Annotated in this window: 15 protein-coding genes and 1 tRNA gene; 7 read left to right on the top strand and 9 right to left on the bottom strand. The window is 66.0% G+C overall.

Annotated elements, in window-relative coordinates; translation table 11 throughout:
- Positions 1 to 2: 2 nt before the first annotated feature.
- Positions 3 to 221, bottom strand: coding sequence for an SDR family NAD(P)-dependent oxidoreductase (locus AC5RUO_RS07375; protein ID WP_494103162.1), 219 nt, complete (start codon positions 219 to 221; stop codon positions 3 to 5).
- A gap of 103 nt (positions 222 to 324) precedes the next feature.
- Positions 325 to 1761 carry an NADP-dependent phosphogluconate dehydrogenase gene (gene gnd, locus AC5RUO_RS07370; protein WP_494103161.1) on the bottom strand — a complete coding sequence of 479 codons (1437 nt, stop codon included), beginning with the start codon at positions 1759 to 1761 and terminating at the stop codon, positions 325 to 327.
- 192 nt (positions 1762 to 1953) lie between these two features.
- Between gnd and AC5RUO_RS07365 the strand changes: the two genes are divergently transcribed.
- Entirely contained in the window at positions 1954 to 2679 is a 726-nt protein-coding gene (locus tag AC5RUO_RS07365; RefSeq protein WP_494009436.1) for a FadR/GntR family transcriptional regulator, read from the top strand.
- A 184-nt stretch (positions 2680 to 2863) separates the two neighbouring features.
- On the opposite strand, the gene AC5RUO_RS07360 is transcribed toward AC5RUO_RS07365, so the two are convergent.
- From AC5RUO_RS07360 to AC5RUO_RS07340, 5 genes are all read right to left on the bottom strand, one after another.
- Positions 2864 to 3154 carry a hypothetical protein gene (locus AC5RUO_RS07360; protein ID WP_494009437.1) on the bottom strand — a complete coding sequence of 97 codons (291 nt, stop codon included), beginning with the start codon at positions 3152 to 3154 and terminating at the stop codon, positions 2864 to 2866.
- Positions 3155 to 3256: 102 nt separating this feature from the next.
- Positions 3257 to 3332: transfer RNA gene (locus AC5RUO_RS07355), tRNA-Val, on the bottom strand.
- Between the two features lie 107 nt (positions 3333 to 3439).
- Entirely contained in the window at positions 3440 to 4360 is a 921-nt protein-coding gene (locus tag AC5RUO_RS07350) for an NAD-dependent protein deacetylase (RefSeq protein WP_494009438.1), read from the bottom strand.
- A 6-nt stretch (positions 4361 to 4366) separates the two neighbouring features.
- The gene (locus AC5RUO_RS07345) at positions 4367 to 4861 is read right to left on the bottom strand and encodes a peroxiredoxin (protein WP_494103160.1); all 495 of its coding nucleotides are present in this window, start codon (positions 4859 to 4861) and stop codon (positions 4367 to 4369) included.
- Positions 4858 to 5277 (bottom strand): DUF3052 domain-containing protein, encoded by a 420-nt coding sequence (locus AC5RUO_RS07340; protein WP_494009440.1) that lies wholly within the window; start codon positions 5275 to 5277, stop codon positions 4858 to 4860. Before AC5RUO_RS07340 ends, AC5RUO_RS07345 begins: the two co-directional genes overlap by 4 nt.
- Positions 5278 to 5703: 426 nt before the next feature.
- Here AC5RUO_RS07340 and aceE point away from each other — a divergent pair, with 426 nt between their 5' ends.
- The 6 genes from aceE to fabF all read left to right on the top strand — a co-directional run bounded on the left by aceE (position 5704) and on the right by fabF (position 13642).
- On the top strand, positions 5704 to 8445 hold the full coding sequence (gene aceE, locus AC5RUO_RS07335) for a pyruvate dehydrogenase (acetyl-transferring), homodimeric type (RefSeq protein WP_494103159.1): 2742 nt from the start codon (positions 5704 to 5706) through the stop codon (positions 8443 to 8445).
- A 160-nt stretch (positions 8446 to 8605) separates the two neighbouring features.
- Positions 8606 to 9850 carry a PucR family transcriptional regulator gene (locus tag AC5RUO_RS07330; protein ID WP_494008533.1) on the top strand — a complete coding sequence of 415 codons (1245 nt, stop codon included), beginning with the start codon at positions 8606 to 8608 and terminating at the stop codon, positions 9848 to 9850.
- Between the two features lie 88 nt (positions 9851 to 9938).
- Positions 9939 to 10868 carry an ACP S-malonyltransferase gene (locus AC5RUO_RS07325; RefSeq protein WP_494008534.1) on the top strand — a complete coding sequence of 310 codons (930 nt, stop codon included), beginning with the start codon at positions 9939 to 9941 and terminating at the stop codon, positions 10866 to 10868.
- Positions 10865 to 11926, top strand: a complete 1062-nt coding sequence (locus AC5RUO_RS07320) for a beta-ketoacyl-ACP synthase III (protein ID WP_494008535.1) — start codon at positions 10865 to 10867, stop codon at positions 11924 to 11926. The genes AC5RUO_RS07325 and AC5RUO_RS07320 overlap by 4 nt, the downstream gene beginning before the upstream one ends.
- 79 nt (positions 11927 to 12005) lie before the next feature.
- Entirely contained in the window at positions 12006 to 12251 is a 246-nt protein-coding gene (locus tag AC5RUO_RS07315; RefSeq protein ID WP_426996092.1) for an acyl carrier protein, read from the top strand.
- 155 nt (positions 12252 to 12406) lie between these two features.
- The gene (gene fabF, locus AC5RUO_RS07310; RefSeq protein ID WP_494050671.1) at positions 12407 to 13642 is read left to right on the top strand and encodes a beta-ketoacyl-ACP synthase II; all 1236 of its coding nucleotides are present in this window, start codon (positions 12407 to 12409) and stop codon (positions 13640 to 13642) included.
- A gap of 113 nt (positions 13643 to 13755) precedes the next feature.
- Here the strand turns inward: fabF and AC5RUO_RS07305 are convergent, their stop codons facing one another.
- Both AC5RUO_RS07305 and AC5RUO_RS07300 read right to left on the bottom strand, forming a co-directional pair.
- Positions 13756 to 14259 carry a DUF3145 domain-containing protein gene (locus tag AC5RUO_RS07305; protein ID WP_009359312.1) on the bottom strand — a complete coding sequence of 168 codons (504 nt, stop codon included), beginning with the start codon at positions 14257 to 14259 and terminating at the stop codon, positions 13756 to 13758.
- Between the two features lie 232 nt (positions 14260 to 14491).
- Positions 14492 to 15418 carry a tyrosine recombinase XerC gene (locus AC5RUO_RS07300; RefSeq protein ID WP_494103158.1) on the bottom strand — a complete coding sequence of 309 codons (927 nt, stop codon included), beginning with the start codon at positions 15416 to 15418 and terminating at the stop codon, positions 14492 to 14494.
- Positions 15419 to 15427 lie beyond the last annotated feature (9 nt).

Genomic DNA, 15427 nt, shown 5'->3' with positions numbered 1-15427 from the left:
CGTCACCGCTCCGCAAGCACGCGCCCGACGGCGGCACGCATCGACCGATCATCCGTGACGTCCAGTTCAACCACCCCGACGCCAGCGTCCCGCAACGGCGCCATGATGTCCACCCTTCGGGCGCCCGCATAGACGGTAAAGCCTTTTCCGGCCAGTTTCCGGGCGGCCTCGAAGCCGATCCCTGCGGACGCTCCGGTCACGATCGCGATTGGCTGGGACATCTGGACTCCCCCGTGCTGGGCGGTGGCACGCTCCGGAAACGGCAACGGCCGGTGGTTCCCAGATTATCTGCGAACCACCGGCCGTGGCCGGAGCGGGCGGGGATTAGTGGGTGTCCACCGCTTCGATTTCAGACTTGTCCTCGCCCCACAGGGTGTGGAACGTGCCTTCGGCGTCAACGCGGCCGTAGGTGTGCGCACCAAACAGGTCGCGCTGTCCCTGGATCAGGGCGGCGGCAACGCGCTTGCGGCGGAGACCGTCGTAGTAGGCCAGCGAGGAGGAGAACACCGGGACGGGAATTCCGAGCTGGACTGCGGTGGCAACCACGCGCCGCCACGCCGGCAGGGCATCGGCGATGGCCTTGGTGAAGGCCGGGGCGAACAGCAGGTTGGCCGGCTTCTCGTCCGCGGCGTAGGCCTTGGTGATGTCCTTGAGCAGTTCCGCACGGATGATGCAGCCTGCACGCCACAGGGACGCGATCTCGTCCAGCTTCAAGTCCCAGCCGTATTCCTTGGCTGCCGAAGTCAGCATGTCCAAGCCCTGGGCGTAGGAGACCAGCTTGGAGGCGTAGAGCGCCTGGCGGACGTCCTCGACGAAGGTTTCCGGGATCTCGACGGCGGATTCCCCACCTTCCAGCAGTTCCTGGCCCAGCTTGCGCTGGCCGGCCTGCGAGGAGAGTGCACGGGCAAAGACGGACTCGGCGATGCCGGACACCGGGGAACCGAGCTCGAGGGCGGAGATGACGGTCCAGCGGCCGGTGCCCTTCTGTCCCGCAGCGTCCACCACGACGTCGACGAACGGCTTGCCGGTCTTGGCGTCAACGTGGCCCAGGACTTCGGCGGAGATCTCGATCAGGAAGGAGGAGAGCTCGCCCTTGTTCCATTCCGAGAAGATCTTCGCCTGCTCGGCGGGCTCGATCCCGGCTCCGGAGCGCAACAGGTCGAACGCCTCGCCGATGACCTGCATGTCCGCGTATTCGATGCCGTTGTGGACCATCTTAACGAAGTGGCCGGCGCCGTCGGTGCCCACCCATGCGCAGCAGGGTTCGCCGTCAACCTTGGCGGAAATCTTTTCGAGCAGCGGGCCGAGGGCCTTGTAGGACTCCTTGGAGCCGCCGGGCATGATCGACGGGCCGTTGAGCGCGCCCTCCTCGCCGCCGGAGACACCCACGCCCACGAAGTGAAGGTCCTTCTTGGCGAGGGCTGCTTCCCGCCGGCGGGTGTCTTCATAGTGGGAGTTGCCGGCGTCGATGATGATGTCGCCCGCTTCCAGCAGCGGCTCGAGCTGTTCGATGACCGAGTCCACCGGCTTGCCGGCCTTGACCATGATCAGCACGCGCCGGGGCTTCTCCAGCGAGTCGACCAGTTCCTGGAGGGTTTCGGTGCGGATGAAGTCACCTTCGGATCCGTACCGCTCCAGCAGGGCGTCGGTTTTTTCCAAGGACCTGTTGTGCAGGGCGACGGTGAAGCCGTTCCGCGCGAGGTTACGGGCCAGGTTGGCACCCATCACCGCAAGGCCGGTGACACCGATGTGTGCAGACATCAAAACTCCAATTCATTGCTTCAGGACGAATGGCGGCAGCCTCGTCGAAACCGGCCGCCATGACCAGGGTCGGAATAAAGCATATATATTCCGGAGGTATCAGGAAAGGGGCAACCGGATAATGGAACGCTTTGTGTCGCCGCCCGCCGCCTCGAGCCTGGCCCCCGGCCCGTTCCCACTAGGCTTAACGGCATGACCAGCAGCCTGCACCACCGTGCCATCGAAAATCTCGGCACCCGCATCATTGCAGGCGAGCTGCCTGCTGGCCATGTCATGCTCGCCGAGCAGCTCGAAGACGAACTCAAGGTTTCCCGGTCCGTCATCCGCGAAGCAGTCCGCGTGCTGCAATCACTGGGGCTGGTGGAAACCACAAAGCGGGTGGGCATCAGGGTCCTGCCGCCCAGCCGCTGGAACCCCTTCGACCCGCAGGTCATCCGGTGGCGGCTGGCCAGTGATGCCCGCGGCGCGCAGCTTCGCTCCCTTGCCGAACTGCGGGCGGCCGTTGAACCTGCCGCGGCGGAGCTCGCCGCCCAGAACGCGCCCGCCCCGCTAAGGCTCGAGCTGGTGGACGTGGCCTATGCCATGCGCGATGCCGGTCACAGCGGCGAAGTGCCGCGCTTCCTGGACCTGGACATCCAGTTCCATTCCCTGCTGCTCTCCGGCTCCGGCAACGAGATGTTCGCCAACCTCATGGGCCAGGTGGCGGAGACGCTTACCGGCCGAACGGTACATGGCCTCATGCCCGACCACCCCAACGAGGCTGCCCTGCAGTGGCATGTGGACGTGGCGGAAGCGATCGCAAGGGGCGACGCCGCAGCCGCGAGGGAGGGATCCGACCGGATCCTTCGCCGGACCATGGCCCGAATGGCGGACACCTGGACCGAGCAGCCGCGCGTCTTCATCCCGGTCCGCCGCTGACGGCCCTGCCCCCGAACGCCAGGTAATCGGCCCTAGGTAACGCTCCAGACACATTCAGTAGTAACTTTTTGTTTCCTGGAGTTCACGGTATATTCATTTCAGACCCTCCACCGCGGCATCCCCCAATAGTCGCGGTGGAGGGTTTTCCATTCCCCGCAGGCAGGCCCTTCCCTTAGGACCGGTGCTAGGCCGCGCCGGCCAGGGACTCCCGCAGGCGCCAGCCGCCCCCGAGTCCGTCACGTTCCAGCACCATGGTGGTCAGGGCGGAGTTCCTATTGCTTCCCAAGCGCACCTGGACCTGCAGGACCTCCACATCCACCCGGCTTCTACCCCTTGGCATCCTCCGATGGGTTTCCCACCAATTGATCCGCTCGAACCATCTCACCGGCTCGGCACCCACGGACCATTCCCGCCCCCGGCAGACCACCGCCGTCGGCATTCCATCCCCGCCCCTGCGGACTATCACGTGTTCCATGACTGAAAAGCTATGGTGGGGGTCTGACATTCCGGCTGTGCCGCCGACGACAAAACCCCGCATCTCCATAGGCCTGGAAGGGCCGGAGACGCGGGGTTTTTCTGGTGGGTCCTACCGGGATCGAACCGATGACATCCACGGTGTAAACGTGGCGCTCTACCAGCTGAGCTAAAGACCCAAGGTGCTGAATCCGGCGTTTCCGCCGCAACCAACGAACATAGACTCTACCTGACGCGGAGCCCCAAACGCGAATCGGCACAGGGGCCGCAAGCACGAGCCCGCATGTCAGAGCGGCGGCAGGTTTCCGGCAAGCCAAGTGAGCGACTCCGAAACGCCCGCTTCCAGCTTAATGGTGGCTTTGTCGTCCCCGCGGGTTTCGCCCCGGTTGATGATCACCACAGGTTTGCCGTCCTTGGCCGCGTGCCGCACGAACCGCAAACCGCTCATCACGGTCAGCGAGGAACCCGCAACCACCAGCGCGGCAGCCTCGTCCACCATCGCGTAGGCCTTCTCCACCCGCTCCTTCGGAACGTTCTCGCCAAAATAGACGAAATCCGGCTTCAGGGTTCCGCCGCATGCCGGGCAGGCAGCGACCACGAAACTGCTGATCAACGCCCTGTCCTCGACGGTGGCGTCGGCATCAGGCGCCATTTCCACAAGCCCAGTGGCCGCCGCGCGCTCCAGGAAGTCCGGATTGAGTTCCCCCAGCATTCCGGCCAGGAGCTTCCGCGAATAGGTGCGGGCGCAGTCAAGGCAGACCACTTGGTCGAACCTGCCGTGAAGGTCGATGACATTCGCACTGCCGGCATCCTCATGCAGGCGGTCCACGTTCTGCGTAATCAGGCCCGTGAGGTAACCCCGCCGTTCGAGGTGGGCGGCCGCAAAGTGCCCCGGGTTCGGATCCGCATGCCGGAGATGCGACCAGCCGATGTGGTTCCGCGCCCAGTACCGCTGCCGGTCCGCTGCATCGCGAATGAACTCCTGATACGTCATGGGGGTCCGGGGCGGCGAGCCCGGGCCCCGGTAGTCGGGGATGCCCGAATCAGTGCTGAGCCCGGCGCCCGTCAGCAGCGCGAAGCGCATTCCGCCCAGGAGGTCACGGATCCTGCCCAGGACCTCAAGGTCTTCGCTGGAGGGGCTGGCATGGGGTGCAGGCGGCATGCTGGCAAAGCCCGTCAGGCCTACCCCGTGCCGCTGCCCTTCCATGGCAGCTCAGGCCTCCGCCAGGCCGGCAAGTGCCGCGCGGTACTCCTCGAAGTCCCTGGCCTGGCCCCTCGAGTTCACCACGGTATACCGGATTGTTCCTGCCGCATCGATGATGAACGTGCCGCGCCTGGCCATTCCGGTCTCCTCGTCGAAAACACCGTAGGAGGACGCGACGCCGCCGTGGGGCCAGAAGTCCGCCAGCAGGTCGAATCCGTATCCTTCCTGCTCAGCGTAGGCCCGGAGGCTGAACTTGCTGTCCACCGATACTGCCAGGACCGTGGCGTCCGCGTCCTCGAACACAGCCAGGTTGTCCCGGATCTCGCACAGCTCACCGGTGCAAATGCCCGAAAAGGCGAAGGGATAGAAAACCAGGACCACGTTCTGGCCCCGGAACGACGAAAGCCGGACCGGCTCGCCATACTGGTTCGAAAGCTCAAAGTCAGGGGCTGTCCCGCCGACCGCAGGGACAGCAACAGAGGCAGCGGCAAGCGCTGCCGTCACTTGTTCTTCCTGCTCACCAGGCGGCTGGCGCTCCAGTCCTTGGATACACCGGCGGACGTGGTGACGTGCAGGCCGGCGGTGGGCGCGGCTTCCTGGATGTCCGCCGGTGAGACGTAGCCGTTGCGGCCGGACTTGGGGGTCAGCAGCCAGACGACGCCGTTCTCGCTCAGCGTCGTCAGCGAATCCATGAGGCTGTCCACCAGGTCGCCGTCGCCATCGCGCCACCAGAAGATGACGGCGTCCGCAACCTCGTGGTCATCCTCGTCCAGCAACTCCGAACCAGTGAGGTCCTCTATATCGTCACGCAAGTCGAAATCGACATCGTCGTCGTAACCGAACTCCTGAATCAGATCCCCGTTCTTGAAACCCAATTTTTCCGCCACATTTACCGAAGTGGCGGCGTCGGCCTCGCTCACGTGTTCCTCCAATGCCTTAGATATGCAGTGCGCATAGTGATTTCCATTACTCCCCAAGCCAACACCCTTTGTGCCTGCGCTTCAAGCTGCCGCCCCCGCCGTGCGGCATATTCTGCGTCACATGGGTGCGGCCGCCCGCTTTGCAGCGGCTTTTCGTCACAGAACCAGTATGACGGCGAAATACAACTGAAGTGCCCACCCTGCGGCTACGCATCGCCTTGCGGTGAGGGCTAGAGTGGCTGGTGACAACTATGCCTGCGGGACAACAACCTTGTAACTCCGTGCAGACATAGGAGCTCTAGGACCCTGCCCGGCACACATGACCGGGCTGTTGTAACCGATACGTCGCACACGGCGTATATACGCCGGGCAGTCACCCTGCCTGGCCTGAGTGCGCCGATTCATGCGCGCAAAGAGAGGTTGGACGTGGCTGCAGGAGAAGATACCTCCCATATCCTCAGCGGGTTGACTAACCAGCTGCCTGATCGTGATCCGGAAGAGACTGCCGAGTGGGTTGAGTCCCTGGACGCGCTGATCAGGGAACAGGGTACCGAGCGTGCCCAATTCATCATGCGGAGCCTGCTGCAGCGCGCGGGCGCGCAGAGCGTCGGGGTGCCGATGGTGACCACCACCGATTACGTGAACACGATCCCCGTGGACCAGGAAGCACCGTTCCCGGGCAACGAGGAATACGAACGCCGCTACCGGGCATACATGCGCTGGAACGCCGCGGTGATGGTGCACCGGGCGCAGCGGCCGGACATCGCCGTCGGCGGGCACATTTCCACCTACGCCGGCGCGGCCACCCTGTACGAGGTCGGGTTCAACCATTTCTTCCGCGGCAAGGATGCCCCCGGCGGCGGGGACCAGGTGTTCTTCCAGGGCCACGCGTCCCCGGGCATGTACGCCCGCGCGTTCATGGAAGGCCGCCTCTCGGAGGAGGACCTGGACGGGTTCCGGCAGGAAAAGTCCCGCGAGGGCCATGCCCTGTCCTCCTACCCGCACCCGCGGCTGATGCCGCAGTTCTGGGAATTCCCCACCGTTTCCATGGGCATCGGGCCGATGAACGCGATCTACCAGGCCCAGTCCAACCGGTACCTGCACAACCGGGGCCTGAAAGACACCTCTGACCAGCAGGTCTGGGCGTTCCTGGGCGACGGCGAAATGGACGAGCCCGAATCCCGCGGCCTGCTCCAGCTCGCCGCGAACGAGAACCTGGACAACCTGAACTTCGTGATCAACTGCAACCTCCAGCGCCTGGACGGGCCGGTGCGCGGCAACGGCAAGATCATGCAGGAACTCGAAGCGTTCTTCCGCGGCGCGGGCTGGAACGTGATCAAGGTCGTCTGGGGCCGGGAATGGGATGACCTGCTCACCCGCGACACCGACGGGTCGCTGGTGAAGATCATGAACGAAACCCCCGACGGGGACTACCAGACCTACAAGGCCGAGTCCGGCGGGTTCGTCCGCGAACACTTCTTCGGCAAGGACCCCCGCACCAAGGACCTCGTCGCGGACCTCACCGATGACCAGATCTGGAACCTCAAGCGCGGCGGCCACGACTACCGCAAGGTCTACGCCGCGTACAAGGCAGCCACCGAATTCAAGGGCAAACCCACCGTCATCCTCGCCAAGACCGTCAAGGGCTACGGACTCGGACCCCACTTCGAAGGCCGCAACGCCACCCACCAGATGAAAAAACTCACGCTGGATGACCTGAAGAAGTTCCGCGACCACCTGCGGATCCCGGTCTCCGACGAGCAGCTGGAGAAGGATCCGTACCGGCCGCCGTACTACCACCCGGGCACCGATGCGCCGGAAATCCAGTACATGATGGAGCGCCGGGCCGCCCTGGGCGGGTCCGTGCCGGAGCGCCGCTCCAAGCACGCCGAGATCACGTTGCCGGAGGCCAAGTCCTACGAGGTGGCCAAGCGCGGCTCGGGCAAGCAGCAGGCAGCCACCACCATGGCATTCGTCCGCCTGCTCAAGGACCTGATGCGGGACAAGAACTTCGGCAAGCACATCGCCCCGATCATCCCGGACGAGGCACGTACCTTCGGCATGGATGCGTTCTTCCCGACGGCGAAGATCTATAACCCCAAGGGCCAGAACTACCTGTCCGTGGACCGTGACCTGGTCCTGGCCTACAAGGAATCCCCCGCAGGCCAGCTGATCCACCCCGGCATCAACGAAGCCGGCGCCGTGGCAGCCTTCACCGCCGCAGGCACCGCCTACGCCACCCACGGCGTGCCCCTGGTCCCGGTCTACGTCTTCTACTCCATGTTCGGCTTCCAGCGCACCGGCGACGCCTTCTGGGCAGCCGCGGACCAGATGACCCGCGGCTTCATCATCGGCGCGACCGCAGGACGGACCACCCTCACCGGCGAAGGCCTCCAGCACGCCGACGGCCACTCCCCCCTGCTCGCCTCCACCAACCCGGCAGTAGTCACCTACGACCCCGCCTACGGCTACGAAATGGGCCACATCATCCGCGACGGCCTCGAACGGATGTACGGCCCGGACAGCACGGACAAGAACCTCATGTACTACCTCACCGTGTACAACGAGCCCATCGTCCAGCCCGCCGAACCCGAGGAACTGGACGTCGAGGGCGTCATCAAGGGCATCTACCTGCTCGCCCCCGCCAAGATCGACGGCCCCCGGACCCAGCTCCTGGCCTCCGGCGTCTCCGTCCCCTGGGCCCTCGAAGCCCAGCGGATCCTCGCCGAGGACTGGTCCGTCTCCGCCGACGTCTGGTCCGTCACCTCCTGGAACGAACTCCGCCGCGACGGCCTCGCCGCCGAAGAGGAAGCCTTCCTCAACCCCGAACAGCCCGCCCGGGTCCCGTTCGTCACCCGGCAGCTTGAGGGTGCCACTGGCCCTGTCGTCGCAGTCTCGGACTACATGAAGGCCGTCCCGGACCAGATCCGGCAGTTCGTTCCGAATGAGTACGCCACCCTGGGCGCCGACGGCTTCGGCTTCTCGGACACCCGCGCCGCAGCCCGCCGCTTCTTCAAGAACGACACCCACTCCATCGTGGTGCGTGCCCTTGAGATGCTGGCGCGCCGCGGCGAAGTGGATGCCCAGGCTCCGGTCAAGGCCATCGAGAAGTACCGCCTGCACAACGTGAATGCCGGAACCACCGGCAACGCCGGAGGCGAGGCGTAACCCCTCCCCCCGGCCAGCAGCAGCGACGGCGGCTCCCACCGAAAGGCGGGGGCCGCCGTCGTCCGTTGCGCGGGGGCCGCCGAACGTGTGATACATGACAAACCGGATTGTAGCCTTCTCACAAATGGAGGTTGCCCCCGGCTGCCCGTATGCTCAAAGCATGCCAGCACCTGCCACCCCGTCCGCGAAGCGCAAACCGGCCCAGCCGGCGGTCACTCCGGAGAAGTCGGAAACCCTCAAGAAGCTGCGCGCCAATGTGGGGCAGCTGTCCACCACCACCATGCGCGAGCTGGAAAAGTCGCTGCCCTGGTACAGCCGGCTGAGCTCGGACGAACGGTCGGCGCTGGGGATGGTGGCCCAAAACGGCATTGCGGCATTCGTCACCTGGTACGAGCGGCCGAGCTCGCCGTCGTGGATCCTCACCGACGTTTTCGGCACCGCTCCCACTGAGCTGACGCGCTCCATCAGCCTGCAGAAAGCGCTGCAGCTGATCAGGATCGTGGTTGAGGTGGTGGAGGACCAGGTTCCCGTCATCGCGCCGGAGGCTGACCAGCCGTCCCTTCGCGAAGCCGTGCTGCGCTATTCGCGGGAGGTGGCGTTTGCCGCCGCGGACGTCTACGCCCGCGCCGCCGAGTCCCGCGGCTCGTGGGACACCCGGCTTGAAGCCCTGATTGTGGATGCCATCCTGCGGGGCGAGAACACCGACGCGCTGCGGTCGAGGATCGCTGCGCTGGGCTGGAAAGCGCAGGAACGCTTCACGGTAATGGTGGGCAATTCCCCCTCGGAGCCGAGCGCCAGCTACGTCAGCGAGCTGCGGCGCATGGCCGGCCGGTATGCCGAGGATGCGCTGGTGGGCATCCAGGGCGACCGGCTGATCCTGATCCTGGGGGGCGTCCAGGACCGGGAAACCGCCTACGTCAAACTCAGCGACATGTTCGCCCCCGGCCCGGTTGTGTACGGTCCCGAGGCGGGATCGCTGCTTGAGGCCAGCGGCTCAGCGCAGTCCGCTTTTGCCGGCCTGACCGCCGCGAAGGCATGGCCTTCCGCCCCGCGGCCCGTGGCCGCAGACGATCTGCTTCCCGAGCGCGTCATCTCCGGTGACGACGCCGCACGCCGCTCCCTGGTCAAGAACATTTACCGGCCCCTGCTGGCGGCATCCAACGGCCTGGTGGAAACCCTTGGCACCTACCTGGAACTGGGCCATTCGCTGGAAGCCACGGCCCGGGAACTCTTTGTCCATGCCAACACGGTCAGGTACAGGCTCAAGCGCGTTTGTGACGTCACGGGCTGGGATCCGCTCCTTCCGCGGGAAGCTTTTGTCCTGCAGGCAGCCCTGGTGGTGGGCCGCCTTTCGGCCCCTCCCAAGGCCGCCACGGAACGTCAGCCGTCACGGAGCCAGTCCTGAACCGTTGTAGACTTCCTACAACCTGACCCCGTGAGCTTGGTGCGGACAAACACCGCTGGATCACGAAGTAATTTGGAAAGCTGGTTACGTGCTTGCAATAGTCTGCCCTGGACAGGGCTCACAAACCCCGGGTTTTCTGGCCCCCTGGCTGGAACTGCCCCCGGTGGCAGGCCAACTGGCCTCCCTGAGCGACATCGCCGGTATCGACCTGATCGCTCACGGAACCACCTCCGACGAGGAAACCATCAAGGACACTGCCGTGGCGCAGCCCCTGATCGTTGCCGCCGGCCTCGTGGCTGCGGCCTCCCTCTTCGACGTCGAACTCAACTCGCTGCCCGTCATCCTGGCCGGGCACTCGGTCGGTGAAATCACTGCCTCCGCCCTGGCCGGCGTCCTGACCGAACAGGAAGCCATGACGTTCGTCCGCGAACGGGCCAACAGCATGGCGGCCGCAGCCTCCGCCACCCCCACCGGCATGAGCGCCGTGGTGGGCGGTGACCCTGCAGAGGTCCTGGCCGCCATCGAGGCGTCCGGCGCCACTCCCGCCAACGTCAACGGCGCGGGCCAGACCGTGGCGGCAGGAACCTTCGAGCAGCTGAAAGCCCTCGTGGACAACCCGCCCGCCAAGGCCCGGGTCATTCCGCTCAAGGTTGCGGGCGCCTTCCACACCAGCCACATGTCCCCTGCGGTCAGCACCCTGAAGGCCCTTGAGCCGCAGCTGAAGCCGCAGGCGCCGGCCGTTCCCCTGCTGTCCAACTACGACGGCGGTGAAGTTACCGACGGCCGCGCCGCCGTCGAAAGCCTGATTGCGCAGGTTTCACGCCCGGTGCGCTGGGACCTGTGCATGGAGGCCCTCGTCCAGCGCGGCGTGACCGGAGTTATCGAACTGGCTCCCGCCGGCACCCTTGCAGGCCTGGCTAAGCGCGGCATGCCCGGCGTCAAGACCGTTGCGGTGAAGACCCCAGACGACCTCTCTGCCGCCCTGGCGCTCTTTGCAGAACTGGAGGGCAACGCATGAGCGCTCCCACGCTGAAGCAGGCTCCCATCCAGGAACACACCCGCATCCTCGGCCTGGGCGCCTACCGGCCGGACGTCATCGTGACCAATGAGGACGTGTGCCAGTGGATTGACTCATCTGACGAGTGGATCCGCCAGCGGACGGGAATCGTCACGCGCCACCGCGCCAAGGCGGATGTGAGCGTCATTGACATGGCCGAGGGCGCTGCCCGTGAGGCGATGGAGAAGGCCGGGATCCAGGCTTCGGACCTCGGCGCCGTCATCGTTTCAACGGTGACCCACCCCTACGCCACTCCTTCCGCCGCAGCCAGCCTGGCTGACCGCCTGGGAGCCACGCCGGCACCGGCCTTCGATATTTCCGCGGCATGCGCCGGCTACTGCTACGGCATTGCCCAGGGTGACGCCCTGGTCCGGTCCGGAACGGCCAAGTACGTCCTGGTGGTCGGCGCGGAGAAGCTTTCCGACGTCATCGACAACCGTGAACGCACCATCTCCTTCCTGCTCGGCGACGGAGCAGGCGCCGTCGTCATCGGCCCCTCCGAAACGCCGGGCATCGCGCCCTCGGTCTGGGGCTCGGACGGCAGCAAGTGGGACGCGATCGGTATGACGCGCTCCATGCTGGATGTCCGGGACCTGGGCATGGCAGCCCGCCAGTCAGATTCCACCGGTGACCTGGCCCTCCTTGAGGAAGCCCAGGAACTGTACCCCACGCTGCGCCAGGACGGCCAGACCGTCTTCCGCTGGGCCGTCTGGGAAATGGCCAAGGTGGCGCAGCAGGCCCTTGAAGCCGCAGGCGTCGAAGCCGAAGACCTGGTGGCCTTCATCCCGCACCAGGCCAACATGCGCATCATCGATGAGATGGTGAAGAAGCTGAAGCTGCCGGAGACGGTTACAGTGGCACGGGACATTGCCGATGCCGGCAACACGTCCGCTGCATCCATCCCGCTGGCAACGCACCGGCTGCTGCAGGAAAACCCGGAGCTCAGCGGCGGGCTGGCCCTGCAGATCGGCTTCGGCGCCGGGCTGGTCTTCGGCGCACAGGTAGTTGTCCTTCCCTAGGAACGTCCCAAGGGGCCGCACCCGCGGCCTGAACCATTTCCGGCAGCCCCTGCCGGCAATACAAGAAAAGGAGCCATCAATGGCTAGCAACGAAGAGATCCTGGCCGGCCTGGCTGAAATCGTCAACGAGGAAACCGGCCTGGCCACTGAGGCTGTGGAGCTGGACAAGTCCTTCACCGAGGACCTGGACATCGACTCCATCTCCATGATGACCATCGTGGTGAACGCCGAAGAGAAGTTCGGCGTGCGCATCCCGGACGAAGAGGTCAAGAACCTCAAGACCGTTGGCGACGCTGTCAGCTTCATCGCCGGAGCCCAGGCCTAGTCCAGGGCTTCGCCGTCTGGCTTGGCAGGGCTGCCGGTCCGGATGACCGGACCGGCAGCCCTGCTGCATTTTCTCCACCCGGCCTGTGCCGGCCATCAACACGCGGGACCCTCCGGGAGACGGAGACGGATTCCCACCGAGGAAAGAGTGATCCCATGACACGCAAAGTAGTCATTACCGGTCTGGGCGCCACCACGCCCATCGGCGGCGACGTTCCCACCATGTGGAGCAACGCGCTCAAGGGGGTCTCCGGTGCCCGCACCCTGGAGGATGACTGGGTTGCCAAGTATGAGCTTCCCGTCCATTTTGCTGCACGCTGCAGCACCCCGGCCGTTGACGTGCTCAGCCGCGTCGAAGCCAAGCGGATGGACCCCTCCACCCAGTTCGGCGTCATCGCCGCCCGCGAGGCGTGGGCAGACTCCGGCATCACCGAGTTCGACAAGGACCGCCTGGCTGTCGCCTTCGCTACCGGCATCGGCGGCGTATGGACGCTGCTGGACGCCTGGGACACCCTGAAGGAAAAAGGCCCCCGCCGGGTCCTTCCCATGACCGTCCCCATGTTGATGCCCAACGGGGTTGCCGCGGCCGTCAGCCTGGACCTCGGTGCCCGGGCCGGCGCCCACACACCGGTGTCCGCCTGCGCCTCCGGCACCGAAGCCATGCACCTGGGCCTGGACCTGATCCGCTCCGGCAAGGCTGACGTGGTGATGTGCGGCGGCGCCGAGGCAGCCATCCACCCGATGCCCCTGGCCGCGTTCGCCTCCATGCAGGCGCTGTCCCGGCGCAACGACGAGCCCGAGCGCGCGTCACGGCCCTACGACACCGCCCGTGACGGCTTCGTCATGGGCGAGGGCGCAGGCGCCCTGGTCCTTGAAGCCGAGGAGCACGCCCTGGCCCGCGGCGCACGGATCTACGGCGAGCTCGCCGGCACGTCCGTCACCGCCGATGCCTACCACATCACCGCCCCGGACCCCGAGGGCCTGGGCGCCACCCGCGCACTCAAGGCCGCGATGTTCGACGGCCGGATCCAGCCGGAGGACGTGGTCCACGTCAACGCCCACGCCACCTCCACCCCAGTTGGCGACAAGCCCGAGTACACCGCCCTGCGCGCCGCCCTGGGCAACCACGTGGACAACGTGGCGGTCTCCGCCACGAAGTCGCAGATGGGCCACCTGCTGGGCGCTTCCGGTGCCGTTGAAGCCGTCCTCACCGTCCTGGCGGTTTACGATCGCAAGGCGCCGGTGACCATCAACCTCGAGAACCAGGACCCGGAGATCCCGCTCGACGTTGTGACCTCCGCGCGTGAGCTGCCTGCCGGGAACATCGTGGCGCTCAGCAACTCCTTCGGTTTCGGCGGCCACAACGCCGTCGTTGCCGTCCGCAGCGTCTGACACCACCCCGGTCTTGCCCGGAACAAGAGGAGGCCCCGCCGGTTGGCGGGGCCTCCTCTTTTGCTATGGAGTGGTATTCCGGTCCGGGGAACCGGAATGGGGTACGACGGCGGTCAGCCCACCTGGTGGAGCCAGCGCACGGGAGCGCCTTCCGCGGCGTGCCGGAAGGGTTCGAGCTCCTCGTCCCAGGCTTCACCGAGGGCAAGGGAGAGTTCATGGTAGACGGCAGCGGGGTCCCCGGCTCCGGACTCGTAGGCGTAGCGGATGCGGTCCTCGGACACCATGATGTTGCCGTGCACGTCCGTCACGGCGTGGAAAATCCCCAGCTCAGGCGTATGCGACCACCGCCCGCCGTCCACTCCCTGGCTCGGCTCCTCCGTCACTTCGAAACGGAGGTGCGCCCAGCCGCGCAGTGAGGACGCCAATTTAGCCCCGGTGCCGGGCGTCCCGGTCCAGGACAGCTCGGCACGGAACATTCCGGGCGCGGCAGGCTGAGGGGTCCACTCAAGGTCCGTGCGCTTGTCAACGACGGAACCGATAGCCCACTCAACATGAGGGCACAGGGCCGTAGGGGCCGAGTGAACGAAAAGCACACCGCGGGTCATTGCAACAGACATTCCATCCTCCATAGCTCTAGGTACGTCTTCCCCAACGACCTCTGCCTGGATGGAACCGCTGTGCCCTGCCTGCGGGACTTCCTGCCTGGTTATTCAGATATGAATGCTGCGCCCGGACTTGCCGCACCGCCTTCAGCCCAAGGGCTTCAAGCGGTACTTGAAAGTTGCCGGACGTGACTCTTATTGTGCCGTACCCTGCAGAATTACGCCAGTGCGATTAGCTTTCCGAAACTCAGGCCCGCGGGTGGGCCTGCTGGTAGCTTTTGCGCAGCCGGTCCACCGAAACATGTGTGTAGATCTGCGTCGTGGCCAGGCTGCTGTGGCCCAGGATCTCCTGCACCGCCCGCAGGTCGGCGCCGCCGTCCAGCAGGTGGGTTGCGGCGGAGTGGCGCAGGGCGTGGGGTCCCGAAGCCGAGGTATCCCCCAGCGCCTCCAGGAGCCGGTTGACCAGCTCCCGCACCTGCCGCTGGTCCACCCTGCCGCCGCGGGCGCCCAGGAACAGGGCGGGGCCGCTGTTCTCCCGGGCAAGCAGGGGCCGTCCACGGCGCAGCCAGTCATCCACCGCCATCGCGGCGGGAACGCCGTAGGGAACGGTCCGCTCCTTGTTGCCTTTGCCCAGCACCCGCAGTGTGCGCCGGTCCGGGTCCAGGTCATCGATGTCCAGCCCGGCAAGTTCCCCCACCCGCACGCCGGTGGCGTAGAGGAGTTCCACAATGGCGCGGTTGCGGACGGCCAAGGGCGCGCCGTCAGCCGCACTTTGCTCCAGCTGACCCAGTAGCCGGGTCAGCTGCGAACTCTGCAGGACACCGGGCAGGGACCGTTCCCGCTTGGGTGCCTTCAGCCGCAGGGCAGGATCCGCGGCGATCCGTTCTTCTCGCAAAGCCCACGCGGTGAAAGACCTTACCGTGGCCGACCGCCGGGCCAGGGTTGCGCGGGCGGCGCCGGACTGGCTCTGGACACCCAGCCAGCGGCGGAGCATGCCCAGTTCGAGATCCGGAAGCACGGAGGCACCTTCGGATGCGGCATGCGCCAGGAGACTGCGGACGTCGCCCAGGTAGGCGCGCCGCGTGTGGGCCGACACCGCACGCTCTCCGGACAGGTAGCCGGCGAACGCGTCCAGGGCGTCGCTGAGTCCCGGTGGCAGTTCCTCATTTTCCACTCCCTTACT

The sequence above is a fragment of the Arthrobacter sp. Y3221087 genome (genome assembly GCF_059089905.1).
The sequence above is the reverse complement of the archived record's forward strand: the minus strand, read 5'-3'. Positions and strand labels throughout refer to the sequence as shown.

Excerpts from the sequence above, each read along its gene's own strand:
- AC5RUO_RS07330 (WP_494008533.1), top strand. The coding sequence starts at position 8,606 with ATGCCAGCACCTGCCACCCCGTCCGCGAAGCGCAAACCGGCCCAGCCG.
- AC5RUO_RS07360 (WP_494009437.1), bottom strand. The coding sequence starts at position 3,154 with ATGGAACACGTGATAGTCCGCAGGGGCGGGGATGGAATGCCGACGGCG.
- AC5RUO_RS07305 (WP_009359312.1), bottom strand. The coding sequence starts at position 14,259 with ATGTCTGTTGCAATGACCCGCGGTGTGCTTTTCGTTCACTCGGCCCCT.
- fabF (WP_494050671.1), top strand. The coding sequence starts at position 12,407 with ATGACACGCAAAGTAGTCATTACCGGTCTGGGCGCCACCACGCCCATC.
- AC5RUO_RS07315 (WP_426996092.1), top strand. The coding sequence starts at position 12,006 with ATGGCTAGCAACGAAGAGATCCTGGCCGGCCTGGCTGAAATCGTCAAC.
- AC5RUO_RS07375 (WP_494103162.1), bottom strand. The coding sequence starts at position 221 with ATGTCCCAGCCAATCGCGATCGTGACCGGAGCGTCCGCAGGGATCGGC.
- AC5RUO_RS07320 (WP_494008535.1), top strand. The coding sequence starts at position 10,865 with ATGAGCGCTCCCACGCTGAAGCAGGCTCCCATCCAGGAACACACCCGC.
- gnd (WP_494103161.1), bottom strand. The coding sequence starts at position 1,761 with ATGTCTGCACACATCGGTGTCACCGGCCTTGCGGTGATGGGTGCCAAC.
- AC5RUO_RS07350 (WP_494009438.1), bottom strand. The coding sequence starts at position 4,360 with ATGGAAGGGCAGCGGCACGGGGTAGGCCTGACGGGCTTTGCCAGCATG.
- AC5RUO_RS07365 (WP_494009436.1), top strand. The coding sequence starts at position 1,954 with ATGACCAGCAGCCTGCACCACCGTGCCATCGAAAATCTCGGCACCCGC.